21 protein-coding genes are annotated in these 23,703 nt (G+C 46.8%); 12 read left to right on the forward strand and 9 right to left on the reverse strand.

The genetic code is table 11. The features are described from left to right. Positions 1–5 precede the first annotated feature (5 nt). The 3 genes from A6E01_RS04690 to A6E01_RS04700 form a co-directional block, all read right to left on the reverse strand. Complete coding sequence (locus A6E01_RS04690; protein WP_065209685.1) at positions 6–1,127, reverse strand: ISAs1 family transposase; 1,122 nt, start codon at positions 1,125–1,127, stop codon at positions 6–8. A gap of 80 nt (positions 1,128–1,207) precedes the next feature. Next, positions 1,208–2,401 (reverse strand): L-methionine/branched-chain amino acid transporter, encoded by a 1,194-nt coding sequence (yjeH, locus tag A6E01_RS04695; RefSeq protein WP_065209686.1) that lies wholly within the window; start codon positions 2,399–2,401, stop codon positions 1,208–1,210. 47 nt (positions 2,402–2,448) lie between these two features. Further along, on the reverse strand, positions 2,449–2,700 hold the full coding sequence (locus A6E01_RS04700) for a hypothetical protein (protein ID WP_065209687.1): 252 nt from the start codon (positions 2,698–2,700) through the stop codon (positions 2,449–2,451). Positions 2,701–2,922: 222 nt separating this feature from the next. Here A6E01_RS04700 and A6E01_RS04705 point away from each other — a divergent pair, with 222 nt between their 5' ends. Together A6E01_RS04705 and A6E01_RS21395 are read left to right on the forward strand one after the other, a co-directional pair. Continuing rightward, positions 2,923–3,309: a hypothetical protein gene (locus A6E01_RS04705; RefSeq protein WP_017029670.1), complete on the forward strand. Its 387-nt coding sequence runs from the start codon at positions 2,923–2,925 to the stop codon at positions 3,307–3,309. Between the two features lie 86 nt (positions 3,310–3,395). After that, a complete protein-coding gene (locus A6E01_RS21395; protein ID WP_167714318.1) occupies positions 3,396–3,563 on the forward strand; it encodes a hypothetical protein in 168 nt (55 codons plus the stop codon). Positions 3,564–3,885: 322 nt separating this feature from the next. On the opposite strand, the gene A6E01_RS04715 is transcribed toward A6E01_RS21395, so the two are convergent. Genes A6E01_RS04715 through ugpB form a run of 5 tightly spaced genes read right to left on the reverse strand, consistent with a single transcriptional unit; the run spans position 3,886 to position 8,915 of the window. After that, complete coding sequence (locus tag A6E01_RS04715) at positions 3,886–4,725, reverse strand: HAD-IIB family hydrolase (RefSeq protein ID WP_017029671.1); 840 nt, start codon at positions 4,723–4,725, stop codon at positions 3,886–3,888. After that, positions 4,718–5,824, reverse strand: a complete 1,107-nt coding sequence (locus A6E01_RS04720) for a sn-glycerol-3-phosphate import ATP-binding protein UgpC (RefSeq protein ID WP_065209688.1) — start codon at positions 5,822–5,824, stop codon at positions 4,718–4,720. The genes A6E01_RS04715 and A6E01_RS04720 overlap by 8 nt, the downstream gene beginning before the upstream one ends. 3 nt (positions 5,825–5,827) lie before the next feature. Then, on the reverse strand, positions 5,828–6,676 hold the full coding sequence (gene ugpE, locus A6E01_RS04725; protein ID WP_065209689.1) for a sn-glycerol-3-phosphate ABC transporter permease UgpE: 849 nt from the start codon (positions 6,674–6,676) through the stop codon (positions 5,828–5,830). Further along, positions 6,676–7,557 (reverse strand): sn-glycerol-3-phosphate ABC transporter permease UgpA, encoded by an 882-nt coding sequence (gene ugpA / locus A6E01_RS04730; protein WP_065209690.1) that lies wholly within the window; start codon positions 7,555–7,557, stop codon positions 6,676–6,678. The genes ugpE and ugpA overlap by 1 nt, the downstream gene beginning before the upstream one ends. A gap of 50 nt (positions 7,558–7,607) precedes the next feature. Next, on the reverse strand, positions 7,608–8,915 hold the full coding sequence (ugpB, locus tag A6E01_RS04735; RefSeq protein WP_017030933.1) for a sn-glycerol-3-phosphate ABC transporter substrate-binding protein UgpB: 1,308 nt from the start codon (positions 8,913–8,915) through the stop codon (positions 7,608–7,610). Between the two features lie 218 nt (positions 8,916–9,133). Between ugpB and A6E01_RS04740 the strand changes: the two genes are divergently transcribed. From A6E01_RS04740 to A6E01_RS04775, 7 genes are all read left to right on the forward strand, one after another. Further along, positions 9,134–9,871, forward strand: coding sequence for a glycerophosphoryl diester phosphodiesterase (locus A6E01_RS04740; protein ID WP_017029673.1), 738 nt, complete (start codon positions 9,134–9,136; stop codon positions 9,869–9,871). A 10-nt stretch (positions 9,872–9,881) separates the two neighbouring features. After that, positions 9,882–10,640, forward strand: coding sequence for a DeoR/GlpR family DNA-binding transcription regulator (locus A6E01_RS04745; protein WP_065209691.1), 759 nt, complete (start codon positions 9,882–9,884; stop codon positions 10,638–10,640). A 494-nt stretch (positions 10,641–11,134) separates the two neighbouring features. Then, a complete protein-coding gene (locus A6E01_RS04755) occupies positions 11,135–12,442 on the forward strand; it encodes an MATE family efflux transporter (protein ID WP_065209693.1) in 1,308 nt (435 codons plus the stop codon). Positions 12,443–12,498: 56 nt separating this feature from the next. After that, complete coding sequence (locus A6E01_RS04760; protein WP_065209694.1) at positions 12,499–13,263, forward strand: ATP-binding cassette domain-containing protein; 765 nt, start codon at positions 12,499–12,501, stop codon at positions 13,261–13,263. A gap of 3 nt (positions 13,264–13,266) precedes the next feature. Next, positions 13,267–14,073: an ABC transporter ATP-binding protein gene (locus A6E01_RS04765; protein WP_017030927.1), complete on the forward strand. Its 807-nt coding sequence runs from the start codon at positions 13,267–13,269 to the stop codon at positions 14,071–14,073. 12 nt (positions 14,074–14,085) lie between these two features. Further along, positions 14,086–15,591 (forward strand): ABC transporter substrate-binding protein, encoded by a 1,506-nt coding sequence (locus A6E01_RS04770; RefSeq protein ID WP_065209695.1) that lies wholly within the window; start codon positions 14,086–14,088, stop codon positions 15,589–15,591. 5 nt (positions 15,592–15,596) lie between these two features. After that, positions 15,597–17,333 (forward strand): ABC transporter permease subunit, encoded by a 1,737-nt coding sequence (locus tag A6E01_RS04775; protein WP_017029682.1) that lies wholly within the window; start codon positions 15,597–15,599, stop codon positions 17,331–17,333. Between the two features lie 256 nt (positions 17,334–17,589). Here the strand turns inward: A6E01_RS04775 and A6E01_RS04780 are convergent, their stop codons facing one another. Further along, positions 17,590–18,597, reverse strand: a complete 1,008-nt coding sequence (locus A6E01_RS04780) for a LacI family DNA-binding transcriptional regulator (protein ID WP_017029683.1) — start codon at positions 18,595–18,597, stop codon at positions 17,590–17,592. A 163-nt stretch (positions 18,598–18,760) separates the two neighbouring features. On the opposite strand from A6E01_RS04780, the gene manD reads away from it, so the two are divergent. From manD to metE, 3 genes are all read left to right on the forward strand, one after another. Continuing rightward, the gene (gene manD, locus A6E01_RS04785; protein ID WP_017029684.1) at positions 18,761–19,978 is read left to right on the forward strand and encodes a D-mannonate dehydratase ManD; all 1,218 of its coding nucleotides are present in this window, start codon (positions 18,761–18,763) and stop codon (positions 19,976–19,978) included. 46 nt (positions 19,979–20,024) lie between these two features. Continuing rightward, positions 20,025–21,158 (forward strand): Gfo/Idh/MocA family protein, encoded by a 1,134-nt coding sequence (locus A6E01_RS04790; protein ID WP_065209696.1) that lies wholly within the window; start codon positions 20,025–20,027, stop codon positions 21,156–21,158. A gap of 190 nt (positions 21,159–21,348) precedes the next feature. Continuing rightward, positions 21,349–23,631: a 5-methyltetrahydropteroyltriglutamate--homocysteine S-methyltransferase gene (gene metE / locus A6E01_RS04795; RefSeq protein WP_102542852.1), complete on the forward strand. Its 2,283-nt coding sequence runs from the start codon at positions 21,349–21,351 to the stop codon at positions 23,629–23,631. The last annotated feature ends 72 nt before the right edge of the window (positions 23,632–23,703 follow it).

The raw sequence follows: 23,703 nt of genomic DNA on the forward strand, positions 1-23,703 counted from the left end.
AGTGCCTAGTTTTTCACCACTCGAGTAAAACCAGCACTTAATACTGCCTCTAGCATCGATGTATTCATCATGCAGCGCTTTTGCTTACCAACAATGCTTAGCTTGGTTGGCTCTTCTCGGAGCATGTTCAAGCTCATATGACGTAGGCATGATAGGTTCTCTGCACCGTGATCTTTGTATATCAGGCATGCATCTTCATTCATGGTGACATCAAGTACCCAGTGCATTGACTCTATGCCCCAATGTTCTCTGACAGCCATAGCAGCTTGCTCTGCACTAAGCTCTTTGGAGCTGATGTAATAACGGTACTCTAGGTCGACAGATTTATCTTTCTCAAGGCGAAAGTTTTCAACCATCACAATGCTCTTCAAGCCTTTCCAGCGAGAGAAATTACCTTCAAGTTTTGCACTGTCAAAAACATAGCATTGACGAGACTCTATACGGCCATGTCCTTGCTCAAGAGAGATGTTATCAGCCACATTGGCTCGCTGAGAAGAGAATGCCTTTTCTATTGCTTGTCGGAGTTTTCCTTGGTTGCTCTTTACGGCAAGCAGGTAGTCTCCACCTTGATCTACAATGGCTTTAGCAATCTTGGTTTGACAGGCCATAGCATCAATTGTTACTAGGGCCCCCTTGATATCGAGCATCTTTATCAGTTCAGGGATCGCTGTAATTTCATTGCTTTTTTGTTCGGTTTTTAGCTGTCCCAGTACGAGCTTGTTGGACGACGCATAAGCACTAATCATATGAATGGTGCTCTTCCTGTCTTCACGATTATATGAGCCGCGAAGTGTTTTGCCATCAATCGCAATCACTTGACCTTCGGTGAGAGTATGAATTGATGACATCCAGTTAATGAAGCACTCATGGAACTGTTCGGGTTCAATGGTAGAGATGATACGAGCTATTGTGTCATCAGCAGGAATACCATTCAAAAACAAGTCATTATGCTTAAACCAATCATGATGACCGAGAATGTATTCACGAATATCGAACCAACCTTTCGCGCCTGCAATCACCGCACATAGCGAGCCAAAAAGGACTTCAAACAGGCAATATGTGACCTTTGCACCTTGGCGTTGGTCGATAATCGTTTGAAAATGTTCTTTGAAGTGGTCAATGTGCATGATGCTCTCCCTAAAAAGGGAGTATATGATCACAGCTAAATGTGATCGTCAAATCGATTGTGATTTTGATTAAAAAACGTTCACGATCTCACCCTGATAGCTAACCCAATTGAAAATAAGACTAGAACACATAAGATTGTCGAAAATATCGCAAGAACCTTTCCTTTACCGTTGAGTAGCTTAACGGCACTTAACATCGCAAACAGGTAGATCACCACGAAGATCCCGTTGGCTAGGGTCAGAAACACTTCGATATCGATATTTGAAAGCTCTCCAAATACACAGGATAACGCCAAAGTAATGCCAACAAACACCGTGGCTACAGATGGCACTCCCTTGATTGATATTCGTGCTACCGAGCTTGAGGGTTTGTACTCTCTTGCCAGTGACCAAATCATTCGCGCTAAGCTTTGTGTGTATAGGTTGATAGTGGCAAAGCATGCCAAGAATCCGGTTAAGCTGATGAGCCATGTTAGCCCAGAGCCAAACAGAAGATTGGAAAGATAAGGCACTGAGGTGGTATTTAACTCCTGCGTTCCAAAGGCGTGATGCTTTAGTACAACTAAAGAAAAGAGATAGTAAACAGTGCCAGCGATAAGGCAGCCCACCAAGATAGCGATAGGGTAATCTCGCTCAGGTCGCTTAAACTCTTCACCCATATGCGCAAACGCCTCAATGCCAACAAAGCACCAAAACATCACAGCTACAGCACTGCCAATGGCAGGAAGGTTATTGGCAGGTAAAGTAGCGGGAATACTGTCGGAAACCGAAATGTCACCAAACCACACAAAAAGCCCAACGAGTACCAATATTCCAATGGCAATGCCGGTTTGGAACTGACTGGATATTTTGCTACCTGAAAAGTTTACGACCATTAAAAGAACAACCACAAGCAACTGGGCAGTCAATGGCTGTGCCAGAAAGCTAGGTAAAAACTGCTGAGCAAATCCACCGGCGATAGCAATGGCTGCCGGAACACCTACAGGGATAACACTGATAAATAAAAGAGCGATGGCTTTTTCAAGGCGAGATCCAAAGGCCTGTTTTACAAAGTAAGAGGCTCCCCCAGCATTGGGGTAGCGTTTACCCAAGGCTGCAAAGGTGAAGGCAATGGGGCACACTGCAAAGATAAGCAACCACCATGCCCATAGCATATCTTGCCCAGCAATGCTGGCTGCGATGGCGGGCACCATGAAAAGCCCAGTTCCAAGCAGGGTGGTAGACATCTGGCCTATGCCACCAATCAATGTGATCTCTCGCTTTAAGCCTGACATCATCTTCCTTGAATATGCGTTTTTAGATTTGGATTTAATACTGAACGTTAGATTATGGCGTCAGCACGCTCTATGAGGTCGCTTTGCGTATAGTCTTCTGCCGATTTCCCTTCAGCAATTAAATCAAGCACCTGATAATCAGCCAGATCAGAAAATTCTTTGTTAAAATAGTCGCGAAAAGCTTGCTCGTTCGGCCACTTACCACGAACGATATAGCCATCATCCTTATCAAAATCTTCGGTCTCAAAAAACGAAAAATCCGTCATACCAATGTTGTGGCAATACAGTACTAGATACACGATGAACCCTTGAGAAAAGCTTGTTAGGGCATGTATTTAAAGGGAATAGATTGTGATTTGCAAGGCCTTATAATTTTATCTGGTTCTGTATTGTCCGCCTTATGTCCCCACTCGAATAAATCCTAAACAGAACTGTAAGATTACCGTAAATTCTCTTTCTCATTAACAACTTACACATTTTACCGTTTTACTATCCGTGCAAATTGTTGCAGTGGAAGTAATATGAAAAAGTTAGTCAGCCTTTTGGCGGCAGTGGGCCTGTGTGTATCCTTGAGTGCCAAGGCTGAAACGGGAATTGGTATTTCGGTAGGTAAGCCGTTTTGGGGGCTGGATGTGGCCCACAATGGCTTTCGAATGAATGTGAGTTTGGATGACCAATTTGGCATTGGAGCGAACAAAACCTTTGCGGTGTCGGGTACGCCCATGTATTTCTTTATTGGTGGTCAATATGTGGATAGAAACCAACACTATATTGCGCTGACTCCGGGGATTGGCGCGGAGTTTCGGGTTAAGCCTGTGGGGTTTTATATCGACCTTACTCCTGCGATTTATCTTGATGAACTGGATGTTGAGTTGGAAGCAAGGGCAGGGATTAAGGTGTATTTCTAACGGGGTAGTATTTCATTGCTTGGCTAATTTGAACTTAAGTATCGGCACTACGTAAGAATGGTCATTGTCGCTGTGAGGGAATGATCATGAGAACGCTTCTTTTATCTGCTCTGCTTTGCCTTTCGTTTGTTTCTACACCGTTTGCTGGCACAACACCTTGGCTGCCTTGTTACGTCAATGGCGAGTATGTTGGCAACATTATGATCACTGAGTGCCGCAAAAAAAACGGCAAGATCTATAAAAACGAAAAGTAGTCGGTAGTTGAGCACTTACAGTTGAGAACCGAAAATTAAGCACCTAGAAATAAAAGCCTAGAGCATCCATTGTTCTAGGCTTTCTTGTTTATTACACCGATGCATATCAGATGTCAGTGCAAGTCATTGGTCTTAAGTGGATTCCTGCGGCATTCTCTGCGGTCACTCATCATTTAGGAAAGCGTGTCCTTGAGCTTACTCGTTGTCGCAGTTCTGCTATTGCTTTGGTCCCCAACTCGAAACTTTCTTATAGGCTTCTTTTCGCCCTTCATCTTTTTCATCGTGCTGTGCCTAGCCGCGATCGCTTTTGGCTAACAGGCCTTTAAGCGGAACGGCACAGTTGATCGGTAAGACAATCTTGTTTTGCTTCAATAATATGGCGAGCCAGTTGCGCGAAACCAAACCCACCGTCTTCATTTAAAAGCACGCTAGGCTTGTGCGCTAGTTGAGGCAACACCTTTTGAATGTTACGCACGCCAAATGTGGTGGGTAGCCAAGCAAACATGGCCTCATCATTTTGCGAATCACCGATATAAACCACCTTGTCTAAGTCGATGTCACTAAAAGGAGAGTGTGCCTTGAGATAGGCTTCACTTGTTACGCGCTTACTGTGTTCGCCAATCCAAACATTAAGATGAATCGAGCTAAGAGACGCGTTGACAGTATTGCCATCGATAACCAAAGCCCTCGCTTTCGTCAGCAACTCCTTCGCTACTTGTTCACTGACGGGCTCTCTGTCTTGACTAAGATTAATGGCGACATCGCAAAAACGAAATGGCTGGTCTGCAGCAAAACGAATGCCCTCGTAATCTTCCAAGATTTTAGCAAGCGCCGATTTAAGCTCTGTTTGCTCAAGATGCATTTGAGGTAGAGGGATTTTAGATTCAGTTGCAAAGCCAGATTCGTTTTGGCTCATCCAAAATGCGCCATTTTCTCCGATAGCCCCATGAACGGGCCAAACCTTAGCGATCTGATCGCACCAACCTGCGCATGCCCCAGTAACTGCCACCACCTTAACGCCCACTTCTTGCAGATCGTAGAGGGCTTTTAGGGTGACATCAGGAAGTTGCCCCTTCCAGGTCAAGGTATCATCTACGTCAGTAAGCAACCATTCGATGTTCGCCAGTTGCTGGCGCTCAATTGAGTGTAGTGACTTAAGCATTCACCACCTCTTTTACACACTCTTGGTGAGAGGAAAACTCGATGCGTTTTTCGCTTGTCGAATCAAATAGGTGCAAGTGCTGGTGGCTGAAAGTAAGGCCTAGCACATCGCCGGACTTAATGTTTTCGTGTCCATCCACGCGCACTACCAGTCTTTGTTCACTGCTATCTAAGGTGTGGCAGTAAAGCAAGAGATCAGCGCCCAATGCCTCTATCAGCTCGACCTTGACGGAGAACTTTGGTGTATTTTTCTCTACGAATAGATGCTCAGGACGAAGGCCAACCTTGATTTGCCCTAAGGCTAAGTTTTGAGTTGCGATAGTGGTGAGTGAATCGGCAACGTGCATACCAAGCTCGCTGATCTGTCCATCTAGGATGTTCATGGCAGGTGAGCCCATAAAGGTCGCCACAAATAAAGAAGCCGGAGCATCGTAGATCTCTAATGGAGAGCCTACCTGTTCAATATCGCCCTTGTTTAACACCACCAGTTTATCAGCCAGCGTCATAGCTTCTACCTGATCATGGGTAACGTAAACAGAGGTTGTATTAAGGCTCTTCTGCAAGCGCTTGATCTCAAGACGCATTTGAACACGCAGCTTAGCATCTAGGTTGGATAGGGGTTCATCAAACAGAAACACCTTAGGCTTGCGAACAATTGCGCGGCCCATTGCGACGCGTTGTCGCTGGCCGCCAGAGAGCTGCTTAGGTTTACGGTCTAATAGTTGGCTAAGTTCAAGCATTTCTGCCGCTTGCGTGACCAACTCATGAATTTCCTTCTTAGGTGTTTTTCGGTTTCGCAGTCCATAGGCCATGTTGTCGTAGACAGACATATGTGGATACAGGGCGTAGTTTTGAAAAACCATAGCGATATCACGCTCGCCGGGTTCTCTATCATTCACCACCTTGTCATCAATGCTGAGTTCGCCACTTGAGATTTCTTCAAGACCGGCGAGCATGCGGAGCAGGGTCGACTTACCACAGCCACTTGGACCAACGAGCACAACCATTTCGCCGTCATCAATAGAAAGGTTAAGGCTATGAATAGCTTGATATCCGTTCGGGTAGCACTTTGCGATATTTGAAAGAGTTAGGGTAGACATAATTTATTTCTCCGAGTCCACTAGGCCTTTAACAAAGGCTTTTTGCATCGCAATAACAACGATAACAGGGGGTAGCATGGCAATAATGGTGGTGGCCATGATCTTGTTCCATTCAATCACGCCATCGACGACGCCAAGCATCTGCTTGATGCCCATAACAATGGTGTAATAACTGGCGTCAGTAGTGATGAGCAATGGCCATAGATACTGGTTCCATCCATAGATGAAGGTAATGACAAACAGCGCTGCGATATTGGTTCGTGATAGTGGCAGCAAGATGTCAAAAAAGAACTTGATAGGGCCTGCGCCGTCAATACGAGCAGCTTCGACTAACTCCTTTGGCACGGTCAGAAAAAACTGCCTAAACAAGAACGTGGCGGTGGCACTGGCAATCAATGGAATGGTGAGTCCGTAGTATGAATTCAACATGTTGAGATTGGTCACCACCTCAAAGGTGGGCATGATTCTTACTTCCACAGGCAGCATTAGGGTGAAGAAGATCATCCAGAAGGCGAGCATTCTTCCCGGAAAGCGAAAGAACACCACAGCGTAGGCAGACAAAATAGAGATAGTCAGCTTGCCTATGGTAATGCACATGGCCATCACGAATGAGTTCAGCAGCATTTGCGGGATAGGCAGGGTGCTGTTGTTGTATGCCTCGCTGCCTGAAAGCAGGTCTCTGAATACACTGAATCCAAGGTCGCCAAACCACAGTGGCGTGCCAGTGGCAAACTCAGTGTTGTTATGAGTAGTTGCCACCAGAGCAATCCATACTGGCAGGGCGATGGAAACGATGCCTACAATCAAGACCAAGTGACAAAAGAGTTTAAATAGCGGTCGTCTTTCTACCATTAGTAAGCCACCTTCTTTTCTACATATTTAAATTGAATCACAGTCAGTGAGGCAACCAGTGCCATCAATATCACGGACTGCGCTGCTGATGAGCCTAGATCTAGGCCAATAAAGCCATCGTTATAGACCTTGTAAACCAGCGTTGAGGTGCTGTTGCTTGGCCCGCCTTGCGTCATGGCATGAATGACCGCAAAGGTGTCGAAGAAGGCGTAGACAAAATTCACCACTAACAAGAAAAAGCTGGTTGGTGAGATAAGAGGAAAGCTGATGCTCATGAAGCGCTTGATTGGCCCACTGCCATCAATAGCGGCGGCTTCATGCAGAGACTTAGGCACAGATTGCAACGCAGCTAAGAAGAACAGAAAGTTATAGCTGATCTGTTTCCACGTAGACGTAATAACCACCATCCACATGGCATAGTCGCCATTTAGGGTAGGATTCCAGTTCACTCCGAAGGCCTCTAATATTTCAGTGATGACACCAATGGTTGGGTCAAAGAGAAATAGCCATAGGGAACCGGCGACAACGGGAGCGACCGCGTATGGCCAGATAAGAAACGTTCTATAGAAGGTCGCACCACGTAGAATCTGCTCTGCAAATGCTGCCAATACTAGCGCTGAGACTAAGGCCAGCACTGCCACGCACACACTAAACATCATGGTGGTGGAAAAAGAGGCCCAATAAAGTGGATCATTGAACAGTCTGATGAAGTTTTCCAACCCCACAAATTCGCGACTGATGCCAAAGGCATCTTCGAGTTGAGTGGATTGGAAAACCGCCTGCCCAGCAGGCCAGATAAAAAACACTAAGGTGATGATCAGTTGGGGCGCTATCAAGGCTACAGGTAGCCACTTGTGCTTAAACACAACTTGAGATGACATAATGGTAAGTCCAAAAGGCGCCACCCAAATATGGGTGGCGCAGTACTAAGTTACTTTTGCGTGCGCTCGAAGCGGCGCAGTTGCTGATCGCCACGCTCAACAGCGGTGTTCAAAGCGGTTTTTGCTGATTTATTGCCAGCCCAAACTGCTTCTAACTCTTCGTTGATGATGTCGCGCGTTTGTAGGAAGTTACCAAAGCGAATGCCCTTAGAGTTTACCGTTGGCTCGCTTGAGGTCATCTGCAATACAGCGGTATCCGTGCCAGGGTTTTTGCTGTAGAACCCTTGCTCTTTCGTTAGCTCGTACGCTTCTTTAGTGATGGGTAGGTAGCCCGTAAACTGGTGCCAGTCAGCCTGAACTTCTGGGCTAGATAGGTAGCTGAAGAACTTAGCGACGCCTTTGTATTCAGCATCGGAGTGACCGCGCATTACCCAAAGAGATGCACCGCCAATGATGGTGTTTTGTGGCTTGGAAACCAGCGTGTCATCGTAAGGAAGTTCAGCTACACCAATATTCGTGTCCTGCATATTCTCTTGGATTCCAGCAAGGCCAGCTGAAGAGCCCATCGTCATGGCACATTCGCCAGTGTAAAACAGAGGCATGCCGTCTGATTGGCGACCGCCATATTTGAAGATCCCTTCTTCAGACCATTTTCCTAGCTGTTCAATGTGCTTAACAAAAGGTTCAGAGTTAAAGCTATAGTCAGTGTCAAAGCCATCGAAGCCGTTGTTATTCGTCGCTACAGGGATGTTGTTGCGTGCACCAAAGTTTTCGATCTGTACCCAAGACTGCCATGAAGTCGTGAAACCACACTTTTCACCGGAAGCGATTAACTTGCGAGAGACGGCTTCCATCTCTTTCCATGTTTTTGGCGCTTCCTTGATGCCTGCTTTTTCAAACATATCTTGGTTGTAATACATCACAGGTGTAGAGCTGTTAAACGGCATTGAGAGCATCTTGCCATCGTTAGAGGTGTAGTAACCTGTTACAGACGGTAGGTAGTCATCAGCGTCAAAAGGTTCTTTTGTGTCTTCCATTAACTGATAAACAGGGTAAATAGCTTGCTGTGCGCCCATCATAGTGGCAGTGCCGACCTCAAAAACCTGCACGATTGCCGGTTGCTCTTTTGCACGAAACGCTGCTATCGCACCCGTCATAGTTTCTGCATAGCTGCCTTTGAAAACAGGCTTAATTTCATACTCTGATTGGCTAGCGTTAAAGTCAGCGGCAATCTCGTTTACCTTTTGACCTAAAGCGCCACCCATGGCATGCCACCATTCAACTTCTGTTTTAGCTTGAGCGTGAGCACTGAATAGTGCAGTTGCGAGTAAAGCGCCGGTTAGGTGCTTGATAGACATAACGTTTCCCTTTTTCGTTGGCTGAAAGAAAGCGAATGTTCAATTTTGTTCATATTCGCTTTTTTGTGTTCAAGTGAAAGTTAAACGAGATAAATGACGCTTGGGTTACAGAAAAATGAACTTATTTGAAACGAAACAACTTAAAAAAACTGACATATTTCAGTCATAAAGCGCTGACACTCTGCAAGTGAATCAATATGAAAATAGAGTGAACTCAGATGAAAAAGGAACGCAAAACGACAGCTCATCGCGGTGTCTCAAGCCTAGCGCCTGAGAATACAATGGCGGCATTTAAACTGGTGAAGGAGCATGGCAGTCAGTGGATTGAGATCGACGTGCAATTGTCGGCAGATGGGGTACCTATGGTTATCCATGATCGCACGGTCAACCGCTGCACCAACGGGCGTGGTAGCGTGAGAGAGATGAGCGTGTCACAACTAAAGATGTTGGATGCAGGAGGATGGTTTGACGATAGGTATGTTGATGAACGCATCCCAACCCTAGAAGAGACGCTTTTGTACGTGAAGGAGGCTGGGCTGCATCTCAACATCGAGCTTAAGGTGTATCCTGAAGATAACGTCATCGCTTTGTGCGATAAAGTGAAAGAAGTTGTTGAAAAGTCAGAAATACCTCTGCCACAGGTATTGTTTTCGAGCTTTGATAATGGGGCGCTCTATCAGCTGATGCTAACATTGCCTTTGATAAGAAGAGGCCAGCTATGGCAACAAATCCCGGATGAGGCTCTTTCTTTACTGCGTAAAATTCAGGCCTATAGCGTTCATTGTGATTACCGTTTTTTGCTAAAGCAAGAGGCCGAATTAATAAAAGAGGCAGGTTATCAACTGTATTGTTACACTCCTAATTTCCCTGAATTGGTTGAAAAACACTGGCAATGGGGCGTAGATATGATGATAACGGACGACCCTAAAGCCTATGCTTTAACTCTGGAAACTTGATATTACCAATATGCAAAACCTGAGCTTACGCCAACAGCAAATGCTAGAGATGATCTCCTCCCAAGAATACTGCAGTGTGGAGGCGCTCTCGGAGCATTTTTCGGTCACCACCCAAACCATCCGCCGAGACATTAATGAGCTATGCACCTTAGGATATGCGCAGCGCCATCATGGTGGGGTAGGTTTACCTGCGACGCTTGCAAACCGCAGCTACATTTCCAGGGTCAGCACCAATCAAGATGAAAAGCGTGCGATAGCTCGTGAGGTAGTCCAGAAGATCCCTGATGGCAGTACCGTTTTCCTTGGAATAGGCACAACCATTGCAGCTATTGCTGAGCAGCTCTTCAATCATACCCAGTTGCGCGTAGTGACCAACAATTTCCAGGCTGCTCATATCCTCTCTCAGTACGATCATATTGAAACCTGGATGCCCGGAGGAAGGTTACGCAGTACCGACGGTGATATTGTTGGTGAGGAAGTCAGCCGATTCTTTGAACAGTTCGTCGCCGATATAGGCATAGTAAGCTGTGCATCAGTATCTCAGGTGAGAGCGGTATCCTCTCACTTGTCTGATTCAAATCCGATGAATGAAATGGAGATCGCTATGGAGCATGAGCTTCGTGAGGCTCAGGTCAGCCAAGCGATCTTGGCTAATTCTCAGCAGAAGTGGCTGGTAGCGAACAGCAGCAAATGGCACAGAAAGGCCAATGCTCGCGTGGCAGAGCTTGATTATTTTGACCATGTGTTTGGCGATAGAAAGAAGTGTTGAGTTGGTTGCACTATCGTTAGTGGCACTCGGCTAAAACTAAGCTAATTTATTTTTTATCAATAGTTTAAGCTGGTTTTTCCGATGCACAATAAAGTGCCAAAGGGCGCGGCTATTCAATCTTTCGCTGAGTTTCAATGGTGCTATGGCTTGTCTGTAGGCAATGCAAACGGCACATCTTTTTGCCACAAATGTTAAGACACATCTGCCAAACCTTCTGCTTAGATTCACTGTTCAAGCATTTGACCTGTGATGCACACAAATGACCATCCAATATCAATCTTTCAATATGCTCAGCACTTATCTCTACTTGCACTGTGTTTTGATTCCAGTCCATAATACGCGCTCAATTTACATTAATGATAATCATTCTCAAATAATATCAGGGTAATCGAGAACAAAAAACCATCGATTTATTAATGATAAGAGAATGCGCATTCTGAGTGCTTATTACTATTTACTGCTTAAGGCAGTCATGTTTCGCGGATTTTAGCTAGATGAATTTGTCCCACAAAGATTATTTAAAGATTGCTTTTCCTTTTATTGTTTCAACGGTTACCCAACCCCTGCTAGGCGCTGTAGATACAGCGGTAGTAGGGCAGATTGGCGTTACGGAACTCATCGGTGGTGTCGCCATTGGCGCCGTGATTATGAATACCTTGTATTGGCTATTTGGGTTCTTCAGGGTCAGTACCACAGGTCAGAGTGCGATTGCGCTAGGCAAGAACGATGACCGAGAGTTGGCGAGTAGCTTGCTGCGCCCATTTGCCCTCGCATTGCTGGTTTGTTTGGCTTTTATTTTGCTCCAACCCTTGATATGGAGCGGGGCAATGTGGGTGATCTCTCCTGATGCAGAAGTCGCGATGCACGCCAAAACCTATTTTAGCATCATGATCTTTGGCGCCCCTTTTGTGCTGATTAACTATGTGATTATTGGCTGGTTGATGGGACAAGCGAAGGCCAAGGCAACCTTGTTTACGCAGGTATTTGGTAACGTATTGAACATTATTTTGGACATAGTGTTCGTCTACTACTTTGACCTTGGTGTCGCTGGAGTAGCGTACGCCAGTTTAATTGCACAAGTTACCACCTTTGCTATTGGCGCCTATCTGGTATTGGCAACCTCAAAGGTTTCTTTATTAAGTCACCTATCTTTAGTCAAAATGTCACGTGCTGATCTTAAGGTGATAGTGAGCGCTAACATGGACCTGCTGCTGCGTACCGTGTGCATTTTGATCTTCTTCAACATGATGGCACGTGTAGGTTCTCAGCTGGGTACAGATGAGTTGGCCGCCAATGCGATTATGATGCAGGTGACTTTTCTTGTGAGCTACATGTTCGATGGCGTAGCCAATGCCTCTAGTGTATTTGCCGGCAAAGCGGTGGGACGAAAGGACATCCGATTGCTAGACGATGTCTTAAAACTCAATATGCAATGGACCACAGGCTTCATTGTTGTACTGACCCTGCTGACCTTAGTATTCAAGTATGACCTTGTGATGCTATTTACGGATATACCCAACGTGGTAAGCATCTATCAAGATATGTCGGTTTGGTTGATCATTTTCCCTCTAGTGGCTGGCTATGGTCTAACCCTCTACGGCATCTTCACTGGTACAGGTACAACAAGGCCGGTAAGAAACTCAAGCTTTATCACTCTGCTGGTGTTCTTAGTGGTTCAGTTCATTGCGGTGAAGCTGTGGGGTAATCATGGGCTGTGGCTGGCATTCACCTTGTTCTATGTTGGCCGATTTGTATTTTTGTACCCTTACATCGGGCAAATTAGAGTTAGATGTTTTAAATGATATGTTATATCATTCGCGCATATTTCGAGACCTGATTACGCGCTAGCTAAAATATAATGAACAGCAACTTGCCTCTGCTTGAGGTTTCTAATCTCACGATCAGTGACTCAAGAAGAACCATCTTTAAAGATTTGAGCTTTGCCATTAACTCCGGACAGACCTTAGCGGTAATGGGGCCATCTGGTATAGGCAAGTCGATGTTGTCCAAGGCCATAGCGGGCTTTACCCCTGCTGATATTGTGGTGTCGGGTAGCATAAAAGTTGCGGGTGTAGAGGTGGCTCAATTGCCACTTCTGGCACGAAAGGCGAGCCAAAGGCCTGCGGTTATCTTCCAAGATGCACTGCAGGCGCTTAACCCATTGGCTAAAGTCGGTACCCAACTGAGCCTAGCGCTGAGTTCAAGGAGCACGAAAGCTAGCACGCAACAGCTTCAACACATCACTGAGCTTTTGCAGAGCCTAGGTTTTGATTATCCCAAAGAAACACTGGCCAGTTATCCGAGCCAACTCTCTGGTGGCCAAAGGCAAAGGATCTGCATTGCTATCGCGCTATTAGGTGATGCCAGCGTTCTCATTGCAGATGAACCGACCAGTGCCCTTGACCCTGTCTCTGAAAATGAAATTCTACGCTTATATCGTCAGGCTATTAAGCAAGATAAATTGGCTGGTTTTTTGATTACCCATGACCTTCAAGCGGCGCTTGCTTGCGACAAGCTCTTAGTCATTGACGATGGAAAGATGATTGCTTATGGCCAGCCCTATCAAGCATTACATGAAAGCGAGCACAGGTTCTGTTCTCAAGTGCGAGAGTTGATGGCATAACCTATGGCACACCAACACGATCTATCGGCACAAATCCAGTTTGATGGGGTTTGTGTTCACTACACCGCTTCCAAATGGTTCAAGAAAGTGCCTTTTCGAGCGCTTCACCGCTTAGATTTGACGATCGGCACAGAAAACCTGGCGGTAGTAGGGCCTTCCGGGGCTGGGAAATCCACCCTGATTGAGCTGTTGTTTGGGCTTAGATTGCCAACCTATGGCGAGGTGACTATTTGTGGCTTGCCGCTTTCTACGTCGTCTAAAAAACAGAGAATGGAGCTATGTAAGCACATTCAGCTGATCCCTCAAGAACCTCACACTAGCCTGAATCCTTATTATTCTGTTCGCAAGATCTTACTCGAGCCTATGAAAAATGTAGGGATCATTGATAAGCACGAACAGCGAATAGCTGAGGCTTTGACGGCCGTGGGCTTAGAAAATAAACATCTAGACTATCTGCCAAAACAGCTGTCGACAGGGCAAGCCCAGCGAGTGGCAATTGCTCGCGCATTGGTGGTTGAACCTTGCGTGCTGGTGGCAGATGAGCCGACAAGCAGCCTAGACCCGATTAGCCGAAAGCAGGTGCTTGATTTGTTAAAGCATCTACAGAAGACCCGCCATATGCGACTTATTCTAGTGACCCATGACTTACAGGCAGCCAAGGCACTGTGCAGTCATGTATTGGTATTAAGCAAGGGTAGGGTGGCTGAATATGGTGATCTTGATAGGGTGCTTAGCGCCCCTCAACACACGACGACACAAGCCCTTATTCAGGCACAACACGTTTCTACTTTTACACCATCATTTAAATAAAAGAGTATTTCCATGCGCTTATCTATGAGTAAAATTGCGGCATCAATCGCTTTGATTCTTCCCCTTTCAGGATGCTTTGATTCAGGTTCAGAACAAGCAGTAGCCACTGAGTCTAACGCTGAAGCTACTGAACTCCATGTGGCGATGATGCAGCCCCCAAGAACGGGTCTTTCTCCACTATCGGATGATGCATTTAAGCTTTCTCGTTGGAGCACAGCTGAAACCTTGATCAACCTCAGCGATCAATCTATTGCAGAGCCAATGCTTGCAACAAGTTGGGAGCAAGTAGACCCAATGACGTGGCACTTTACTCTGCGTAAGGGCGTGAAGTTTCATGATGGCTCGGAACTGAATGCGGATATGGTGGTGAACTCATTAGAGCGTGCCCTTCAGGCTGCCCCTAAACCTCGCATCCTAGACAGTATTGATTGGCAAGTGAGTAAACTGGCCGAGGATAAAATTGAGATAAAAACAAACTTCAACGATCCACTACTGCCAAGCCGTCTTTCGAGCCCTCAGTTGTCAATCCTTTCCACTGCCGCTTACTTGGATAATGGCCGTGTAGACCCAACTCGCGCGGGCTCTGGGCCTTTCGTGCTGACCAATATCAATGGCACGACGAGTGCAAATCTAGAACGCTTCGACGATTATTGGGGTGAGAAGGCGAAGGTAGAGAAGGTATACGCTGAATACGTTCCAGACGGTTTTGCACGAGCTGCAGCGCTGCGTACGGGCAAAGCAGACATTGTTGAAGCAGTGCCTGTTTCTCAAATCGCAATGATCGACTCAGAGCTTCTTCATGAAGTGGCAATGCCACGCACCAACACCCTGTACTTAAACAGTAAGTCTGCGGTATTCAAAGACATTGAGATGCGTAAGATTGCCTCGGGTGCCGTTGATCGCGACCAAATCATCAACATGGTTTATGAGAACCATGCCGATAAGGCGCAGGGTCTGCTTGGGCCTGCACTCGCGTGGGCTGCGCCAATTCGAGGTGAGGCTGTGCCAATCGACAGCACGACGAAGGCCAATGGCGAGACCATCACTATCGGTACCTTTACCGATCGCGCAGAGCTTCCTGAGGTTGCAGCATTATTAAAGCAACAACTTGAAGCCGCTGGATTTAAGGTTGAACTTGATATCCGCGAGTACGCGCAAATTGAGAATGATGCCTTAGCGGGTAAATTTGATGCCTTCTTGCTATCGCGCGCAACAGTGCTGGATTCTGGTGACCCAGTTGCTTATATGCAAAGCGACTTTAGCTGTGACGGTTCGTTTAACCTTGGCCTGTTCTGCTCAGAAACGGTTGACCAAGCCATTGAACATGCTGATCTTCAGCAACTTGGAGAGCCTCGTCAGCAAGCGATTATTGAAGCTGAAAAGCAGATACTAGCGGAATATGCGGCGATTCCTCTGCTGCACGAGCGCGTCATTCAAGGTGAGAGCACTCGAGTAAAACACGCACAGCGTGACCCTCGCGAGCGTCGTCTAGTAGACCAACAAACAGAGGTTAACTAGTTACCATGCTGTCTGCTGTAGCGAGGCGAATAAGTCTAGATCAAGCGATGCCTTGGGTATCTCGCCTCTTCTTTTTGGCATTCGTGGTGGTATTGGTGGGGTTGATGCCGGAGTTTGCTGGCATCGATCCAAGTCAATCCATCCTTCGCGCTCGTTCGGGTCATCAGCAGTTACTGACTGCTGAGGCCTTGCAATCGATTCGTGATGAGTTGCAGTTAGATCGTTCTACTGGCGAGCGTCTGTGGGACTGGCTGTCTAGTGCAATGCAAGGGGATCTCGGAACCTCATGGGTTGACGGTTCGCCAGTTATCGATGGAATACAGCACACAGCGTCCACCTCGTTTACATTAATGGCAAGCGCCTTGGCGCTCACTGTCATCTTTTGTTCAATTGCATTTGTATACACCATGGTAAGTTGGTATCGCGGGCGATTGGTATCCTCACATAATAGCCTGAGCTCTGTATTGGTGGCTCTACCTGAGTATGTGATTGCCGCAATGCTGATATTGGTGTTTGCCATTTGGCTTCAGTGGTTGCCCCCTTATGGTTGGGTTGAATGGAAGAACCTATGGCTACCAAGCCTTGCCCTTGCCTTACCGGCCAGTGGCCTTCTTAGTCGTCTACTGAGTGACAGCCTTAAACGTGTCCTTAGTGAACCTTGGGTGATCACTTGGCTGAGTGCGAACATCTCTATCTATCAGATCACCTTGTTTGCTCTGAAGAGAGCGACGAGCAATCTGATCCCGCAGTTCTCCATGGTCATTATTGGCCTGACGGGTGGGGCGGTTGCCGTTGAGGTGATCTTTTCCATTCCGGGCATTGGTCGAATGTTGCTAGGGGCGGCGAAATCCCAAGACCTTCCTATTCTGCAGGGAGGGCTACTCGTGTTATTGGTTTTCTCAATTACGATTAGCTGTATAGGGATATTGCTGCAGAAAATAATACTCGGTAAGGCACTGTCTAGCGGCAAGCTTATTGGCTCGCAATCATCGTTTAGTTTTACTAAAAATAAGTGGAAGCGACTGAGTAGTCTTTCTATTTTTGTGGTTCTTTTTGTCTTTGTGGGAATCGCAACACTCAATGACCCATATACCAGTCAGTTTGGGCGTTTGGTATCGCCAAGTCTTGATATTCCTCTTGGTTCAGACGCAATCGGTCGAGATCTCTTTGCTCGCGTCGGAACGGGGATGTTATCAACACTGCAGGGTGGCATTCTAGCGACAGTACTAAGTCTGTTTGTTGGTATCGCGCTGGGTTTGTGTACTCGATATAGCCAGGGTCTCATAGAGATCACCAAGGGCTTGCCTTATATTATTGTGGGTCTTCTGGTGGCAGGTTTAACGGGCATGAGCCCTCATAGTGCTTTGATTGCGATAGTGGTGACCTCATGGGCACCGCTGGCCGCGCACTGTTCAAGCTTGTTGCTAGAGGCCAAGGCTCAGCCTTATGTTCATCTCGCCCCTACGTGGGGAGTCAGGTCTTGGGACATGTATAGGCATTACTTGCTTCCCTATGTATTACCGCCTTTACTTCGACACGCGTTACTTCGACTGCCGGTAATCACGCTTAGCCTAACGTCACTGAGCTTTATTGGCTTAGGTGTGAAACCACCAGAGCCGGAGTGGGGGCTATTGATAGCTGAAAACCTTCCCTATATTGAGCGGTCGCCCTTTGGCGTTGTTGCGCCTATTCTTGGGCTGGTGTTGTTGGGGATTGCGGTAAATTTGATGTTTGATGACTGACAGCTGTCAGCTGGAAGCTATCAGCTGTCAGACGTTCATACACCACCAACACTAAATATGTCATTGCCGAGGTCTTTTATCGGCAATCTAGAGTGTGCGTAGTTAGATCCCCGATAGGAGCATTCGGGGATGACGAGTTCGTACGTAATTGGGGGGAGAACGCTATCTCAGCTAACCCAACAGTCATCCCAATTAGAGTGCCGTCATCCCAGACTTGATCTGGGATCTTAGGGAGCACCATGCCGACTAGAACGCACTAAACTTGACGTACAGAGTCTCTTTGAACCAGCGTTGAGGGAACAATCACCCGTTGAAAGTCCTTATGCTTACCCATAATGGACTCAATGGAGAGCTTGGCAGATTCGACGCCAATCTGGTAGGCGTCCTGACGAACCACTGAGACTGGAACTTTAAACAGTTCCACCATAGGGATCTCATCAAAGCCTAGCACAGAGGCTTGCTCTGGCACTTGAATGCTGGCGGTATTAAATGCTTGCAAAAGCTTAGCGGTAATCGCTAAGTGTTGGGTGAAGAACGCGCTGGGTGCCGTTTTCTTTTTTAGCAATTCAATCGGGTCTTTCTCGAATCCTTGCTCTCTATCCCAATAGAGAATGGCATCAGGATCCTTCTCAATCCCGTGTTTTTCAAGGGCCTCCACATACCCTTGATAGCGAGCTTGACGTGATTGGCTTTGTGAAAACTCTTGGGCGACAAAACAGATGTTGCGATGACCCATTTCAATCAAGTGCTCGGTGGCTTCAAAGGCGGCTTGTTGATAATCGGAAAGCACCAAGTGGCTGTGACAATCGGGATACTCCAGTTGGAATTGCACTATAGGCATGCCACCGGTAATAAACTGATTGATGAGTTCAGAGTTTTGCCCCGATGAGGTGATGATGATGCCATCGACGCACATCTGCTGCAGTGATAATAGTGCGCGCTTCTCGGCCTCTACATCAAAGTCACTGTTATAGATCATCACATTGTAATTGTGTTTTTTGCAGTAATCGTCGATACCGCGCATAACGCGACTGGTGTTGAAGCCTGCGATATCACGCACCACTACGCCAATGGTTTTGGTTTTCTCTACCTTGAGGCTGCGTGCGATAGGGTTTGGGACGTAATTAAGCTCTTTGATCGCCGATTCAATCTTTAGCTTAGTTTGTGGCGACATATGACCAAAGCGACCATTAAGATACTGGGAGACCGTACTCTTAGACACACCGGCCTGTGTCGCTACATCGACAATTCTTACTTTCTTCATATTCGCTTTTAAACTGTTAACCACATCAAACTAGAGAGTTGACATTCTATTCGGAGATCTAGATGATAGCAAGTAAATCGGTTTACCAAACCGTTTTAGTAAACCGATTTACTTAAATTTAAAACCGAATCAAAATCAAATTAAAATTGAATGAGAGATTAAGATGATAATCCAAGATGTAAAAGTATTTGTCACCAACCCAGGAAGAAACTTCGTTACCGTTAAGGTGGTTACCGATGAGGGTGTGTTTGGCCTAGGTGATGCAACGGTTAATGGTCGTGAGATGGCTGTTGCCGCTTACCTAGAAGAGCATGTGAAGCCATGCCTAATCGGTCGCGACCCGCACATGATTGAAGATATTTGGCAATACCTCTACATGGGGGTGTACTGGCGACGTGGTCCAATTACGATGGCTGCAATTGCTGCTATTGATATGGCGCTTTGGGACATTAAGGGCAAAGTCGCAGGCTTGCCTGTCTATCAATTGCTCGGTGGCAAATGCCGTAACGGCGTAAGGCTGTACGCTCATGCCAATGGTGAGACCATCGAAGATACCTTGGACAAGGCTGAGGAATGTATAGAGCAGGGCTTCAAGGCTGTACGTCTGCAGTCGGCTATCCCTGGATTGTCTGAAACTTATGGGGTTCTTGGCGACAAGAAAGATTACTTTGAATTGCAAGGCAACCGCCCATTACCGCCAGAGCAGGATTGGTCTACTAGTAAGTACTTTAAATTGGTACCTGAGCTATTTGAAAAAGCCAAGGAGCGCTTTGGTGATCAAGCTGAATTTCTGCATGATACACACAGCCGCTTAACGCCCATTGAATCGGCAAAACTGGGCAAGATGCTAGAACCGTACAACCTGTTGTTTTTAGAAGACGCATCCATTGCTGAAAACCAAGAAAACTATAAGTTGATTCGTCATCACACCACAACGCCTCTTGCCTTGGGTGAAACCTACAACACCATTTGGGACTGTAAAGACCTGATTCAAAACCAGTGGATTGATTACATCCGCACCGCAGCAACTCATGCGGGGGGGATTACCGGGATGAAGAAGATTTCAGATTTTGCCGCTGTGTACAACGTAAGAACCGCTCCCCACGGCGCGCCAGATCTATCGCCAATCTGTTTTGCTGCGCACATGCACCTGAATATCTCTACTCATAACTTTGGTATCCAAGAGTTTGTTGGCTTTGGCAACGAGGCGTGTCAGTCCATCTTTAAGCACGATATGAAGCTAGACAACGGCATGATCTTAGTCAGCGACGCACCAGGTCTGGGTGTGGAGTTTGATGAAGAAGAAGCCGCAAAATACGAATATAAGCGCTCATACCTGCCAGTAAGCCGACTAGAAGATGGCACGCTTTGGCACTGGTAAGTCTCATACAAATTAGCGCTTATTAAACAGAAATTTTGGAGAAGAAATGAATCAGAAAATATTAGTGTTCGGTACAGGGTTTGCGGGACAAGGGCATGCCAAGGCATTCAGAGATGCGGGCGCGGAGGTTGTCGGTATTGTTGGGCGCACCGAGCATGTTGTGACTCAGGTAGCCAAGGATCTTGATATTCCATACTCAGGAACCAACTGGGCATTGGCATTAGAGATGTGTAAGCCGGATATTGTGTCTATTGCGACGCCAGGTGGAGCGCACGTAGAGGCGATCAAAGAAGCGATTTCGTTTGGTTGTCATATTTTCTGCGACAAACCGCTCACTGAAAGTGGCGAAACAGCGCTAGAAATCTATCGTCTGGCTAAAGAAAAAGGCGTTAAGACGGCATTTGCATCAAGCTTTCGCTACATGCCTGAGATCATGCATGCCAAGCAACTGGTGGCCGCAGGGGCGATTGGTGAGCCCACTGAAGTTGAGTGTATTTCTCACTTCAATCTAGATAGAAATATCCCATTTGGTTGGTCGCACCGCACTGAGGCGGGTGGCGGTCGCTTGAACAACAACTTTACGCACTTGCTGTCGATTGTAACCTCAGTGGTGGGTGAAAAGCTCCTTTCCATCAGCGGTGAGGTGCGTAACGATATGCCAAAAGCGCCAGTGGTTGAGGGCGTGCATAACTTTACTGAGCGTCGAAACTTTATCCCTAAAGACATCAATGATCCGAACCTTGAATGGCGCGCTTGCGATGTAGAGTGGTCATACACAGTCATGGCCCAAATAGAGAGCCGTATTCCAGCGGCTAACCCAGTATCTGTTTTGTTCAAGCATGGCGGGTTAACCCCACGCTTTAACGAAGACCATATCGTGTTCCATGGCAGTCAGGGCTCTATTTATATCAAAGGGCACTATGGAGATGGACCTCTGTACCTATGGAAAGAAGGACAGTGGCAAGAGGTTGCGCTGCCTAGCGAAATCACCGAGAAGCTTCCTGCGATAGAGTGCGAAACACAGCGCAGCTGGACTCATCTTGCTACGCAGTTGGTGAAAGATGTCAGTGGCATTGAAGTGGAGCCTTACCAGACGTTTGAAGACGGCTGCAGATATCAGCTGATCATCGACTTGATTCGTAAGAACGATCGCTGGGTGGATGTTACTGATTTACTGTAATTGATTGCTTAATCGAAACTATTGAAAACGCAGAGCAGGCTATCGTTCTGCGTTTTTTAATTCCACGTTACGTCAAATTGCACGATTCCTATACTGAAATTCCTTCATAATCCATATGAATCATTCGATGTTGTTTCCTGTCGTCACCTAAGAGATATTTTAGACGTCCAGACATCTTACAAGGAACGGCATCATGACAACGACACACATTCTTGGTTATCCACGAGTTGGCGAAAAACGCGAGCTTAAATTTGCACTAGAACAATACTGGAATGGAGAATCCGACGTTAAAGCACTGCAAGACGTCGCCTCGGATATTCGCAAAAACAACTGGGCCCTTCAGCAAGACAATCAACTGTCATTTGCTACTGCGGGTGATTTTGCATGGTACGACCATGTATTGGGTACCAGCCTGTTGCTAGGGCATGTGCCAAAGCGCCATAAAAATGGCTTTCCAGATCTTGATACCCTATTTCGCATTGGCCGAGGGCAATCTCAAGCAAGTTGTGGCTGCTCTGGGGAAGCGGCGTCAGACATGACCAAATGGTTCAACACTAACTATCACTATATTGTTCCTGAGTTCTCAGCTGACAATAAGTTTGAGCTAAGCTGGACTCAGCTGTTTGATGAAATCAATGAGGCGCAAAAGCAGGGTCATAAGGTTAAACCCGTTTTACTGGGACCGCTTAGCTACCTTTACCTCGGCAAGGAGGTAGAAGAGGGGTTCGATCGCCTTACGCTTCTGCCAAGACTGCTCGCGGCCTATCAGGGGATCTTCGCCAAGTTAGAAAAACTGAATGTTGAATGGGTTCAAATAGACGAGCCAATCCTATCTCTAGAGCTGGATGCAAAATGGCTGAGTAGCTTTAAGCTGGCATACCAAGTAATAAGAAGTGACGTTAAAGTGCTTCTGACCACCTATTTTGATTCAGTGGTAGACGCCCTGCCGACGATTACTGAACTTGCCGTTGACGGCCTGCATGTGGATTTGGCCAGCGCTCCTGAGCAACTGTCAGAGGTTGTTGAAGCTCTACCTGAAAACTGGGTGCTATCGGCGGGGGCAATCAATGGTCGAAACGTATGGCGCGCCAATCTTGTAGAAAAACTAGCAAGCCTAACAGCAGCAAAAGAAAAGTTAGGTGAGCGCTTGTGGGTTGCTACCTCTTGCTCACTACTGCACAGCCCTGTTGATCTAGAGCTAGAAACGGGATTGTCCGAAGAAACTCAATCATGGTTCGCGTTTGCTAAGCAAAAGGTAGCAGAGGTGAACTGGCTTGCTAAGGCGTTAGAGGGCGACAAGCAAGCTATCGCGTATTGCGAGCAATACAGCCAGCCTATCATCAAGCGTCAGCAATCATCCTTAGTTAACAAGGCAAGTGTTCAAAAAAGACTGGCTAATCTAACACCGGCAGATGCCGAGCGCAGCGCCAAATATGCTGAACGCTCTCATCACCAAAAAGAAGTGATTAAGCTTCCATTACTGCCAACGACCACCATCGGATCGTTTCCACAGACAAGTGAAGTGAGAAAAACCCGAGCCGCCTTCAAGCGAGGAGAACTGACACAAGGGCAATACCGCGAAATCATTCAGGGCTTTATCAAAGATACGGTTGAGCGTCAGCAGGCCATTGGTTTGGACGTACTGGTGCATGGTGAAGCCGAGCGCAACGACATGGTCGAGTACTTTGCTGAAAACCTTGCAGGCTTTCAAACCACACAATTTGGCTGGGTACAAAGCTATGGCTCTCGCTGCGTGAAGCCTGCCATCGTGGTGGCGGATATTGAGCGAGAACAAGCGATCACCGTCGATTGGACTCAATACGCGCAATCCCTTACAGACAAACCGATGAAGGGCATGCTTACAGGGCCTGTGACCATTCTTTGTTGGACCTTTCCTCGTGAGGATATTACCCGAGAGGCTATCACTAATCAGCTGGCCTTTGCACTGCAAGATGAGGTTGCTGATCTGCAATCTGCAGGCATCAATATTATACAGATTGATGAGCCTGCAATACGCGAAGGCTTGCCACTGAAGAGTAGGGATCATCAAGAGTATCTCAATTGGGCAGTGAATGCTTTTAAGGTGTCTGCAGCAAGCGCCAAACCTGAGACTCAGATCCATACCCACATGTGTTATAGCGAATTTAACGAGATCATTGACTCGGTCGCAGCCCTAGATGCGGATGTGATTACCATAGAGACCTCACGCTCAAACATGGAACTGCTGAACGCATTTGAAGAGTTCAATTACCCTAATGAGATTGGTCCAGGTGTTTATGATATCCACTCACCCAACGTACCAAGCGTTGAATGGATAGAGCAGTTAATTGAAAAGGCGGCTACACGTATCCCTGTCGAGCGCTTATGGGTAAATCCAGACTGCGGCCTTAAGACCCGCAACTGGCAAGAAACAGAACAATCTCTTAAAAACTTGGTTGAAGCGACTCAGCGCCTGAGGGCGAAACTCGCTTAGCCAATCTTTGTAAATGTTGTAGACCTAGGGTTAGCTTCGGCTAACCCTTTTGTTGTTACACGTCAAATCCTC

The sequence above is a fragment of the Vibrio breoganii genome (genome assembly GCF_001677275.1).
GTDB lineage: Bacteria > Pseudomonadota > Gammaproteobacteria > Enterobacterales > Vibrionaceae > Vibrio > Vibrio breoganii.

Coding starts and splice junctions, on each gene's coding strand:
- A6E01_RS04690 (WP_065209685.1), bottom strand. CDS start 1,127: ATGCACATTGACCACTTCAAAGAACATTTTCAAACGATTATCGACCAA.
- yjeH (WP_065209686.1), bottom strand. CDS start 2,401: ATGTCAGGCTTAAAGCGAGAGATCACATTGATTGGTGGCATAGGCCAG.
- A6E01_RS04705 (WP_017029670.1), top strand. CDS start 2,923: ATGAAAAAGTTAGTCAGCCTTTTGGCGGCAGTGGGCCTGTGTGTATCC.
- A6E01_RS21395 (WP_167714318.1), top strand. CDS start 3,396: ATGAGAACGCTTCTTTTATCTGCTCTGCTTTGCCTTTCGTTTGTTTCT.
- A6E01_RS04715 (WP_017029671.1), bottom strand. CDS start 4,725: ATGCTTAAGTCACTACACTCAATTGAGCGCCAGCAACTGGCGAACATC.
- A6E01_RS04720 (WP_065209688.1), bottom strand. CDS start 5,824: ATGTCTACCCTAACTCTTTCAAATATCGCAAAGTGCTACCCGAACGGA.
- ugpE (WP_065209689.1), bottom strand. CDS start 6,676: ATGGTAGAAAGACGACCGCTATTTAAACTCTTTTGTCACTTGGTCTTG.
- ugpA (WP_065209690.1), bottom strand. CDS start 7,557: ATGTCATCTCAAGTTGTGTTTAAGCACAAGTGGCTACCTGTAGCCTTG.
- ugpB (WP_017030933.1), bottom strand. CDS start 8,915: ATGTCTATCAAGCACCTAACCGGCGCTTTACTCGCAACTGCACTATTC.
- A6E01_RS04740 (WP_017029673.1), top strand. CDS start 9,134: ATGAAAAAGGAACGCAAAACGACAGCTCATCGCGGTGTCTCAAGCCTA.
- A6E01_RS04745 (WP_065209691.1), top strand. CDS start 9,882: ATGCAAAACCTGAGCTTACGCCAACAGCAAATGCTAGAGATGATCTCC.
- A6E01_RS04755 (WP_065209693.1), top strand. CDS start 11,135: ATGAATTTGTCCCACAAAGATTATTTAAAGATTGCTTTTCCTTTTATT.
- A6E01_RS04760 (WP_065209694.1), top strand. CDS start 12,499: ATGAACAGCAACTTGCCTCTGCTTGAGGTTTCTAATCTCACGATCAGT.
- A6E01_RS04765 (WP_017030927.1), top strand. CDS start 13,267: ATGGCACACCAACACGATCTATCGGCACAAATCCAGTTTGATGGGGTT.
- A6E01_RS04770 (WP_065209695.1), top strand. CDS start 14,086: ATGCGCTTATCTATGAGTAAAATTGCGGCATCAATCGCTTTGATTCTT.
- A6E01_RS04775 (WP_017029682.1), top strand. CDS start 15,597: ATGCTGTCTGCTGTAGCGAGGCGAATAAGTCTAGATCAAGCGATGCCT.
- A6E01_RS04780 (WP_017029683.1), bottom strand. CDS start 18,597: ATGAAGAAAGTAAGAATTGTCGATGTAGCGACACAGGCCGGTGTGTCT.
- manD (WP_017029684.1), top strand. CDS start 18,761: ATGATAATCCAAGATGTAAAAGTATTTGTCACCAACCCAGGAAGAAAC.
- A6E01_RS04790 (WP_065209696.1), top strand. CDS start 20,025: ATGAATCAGAAAATATTAGTGTTCGGTACAGGGTTTGCGGGACAAGGG.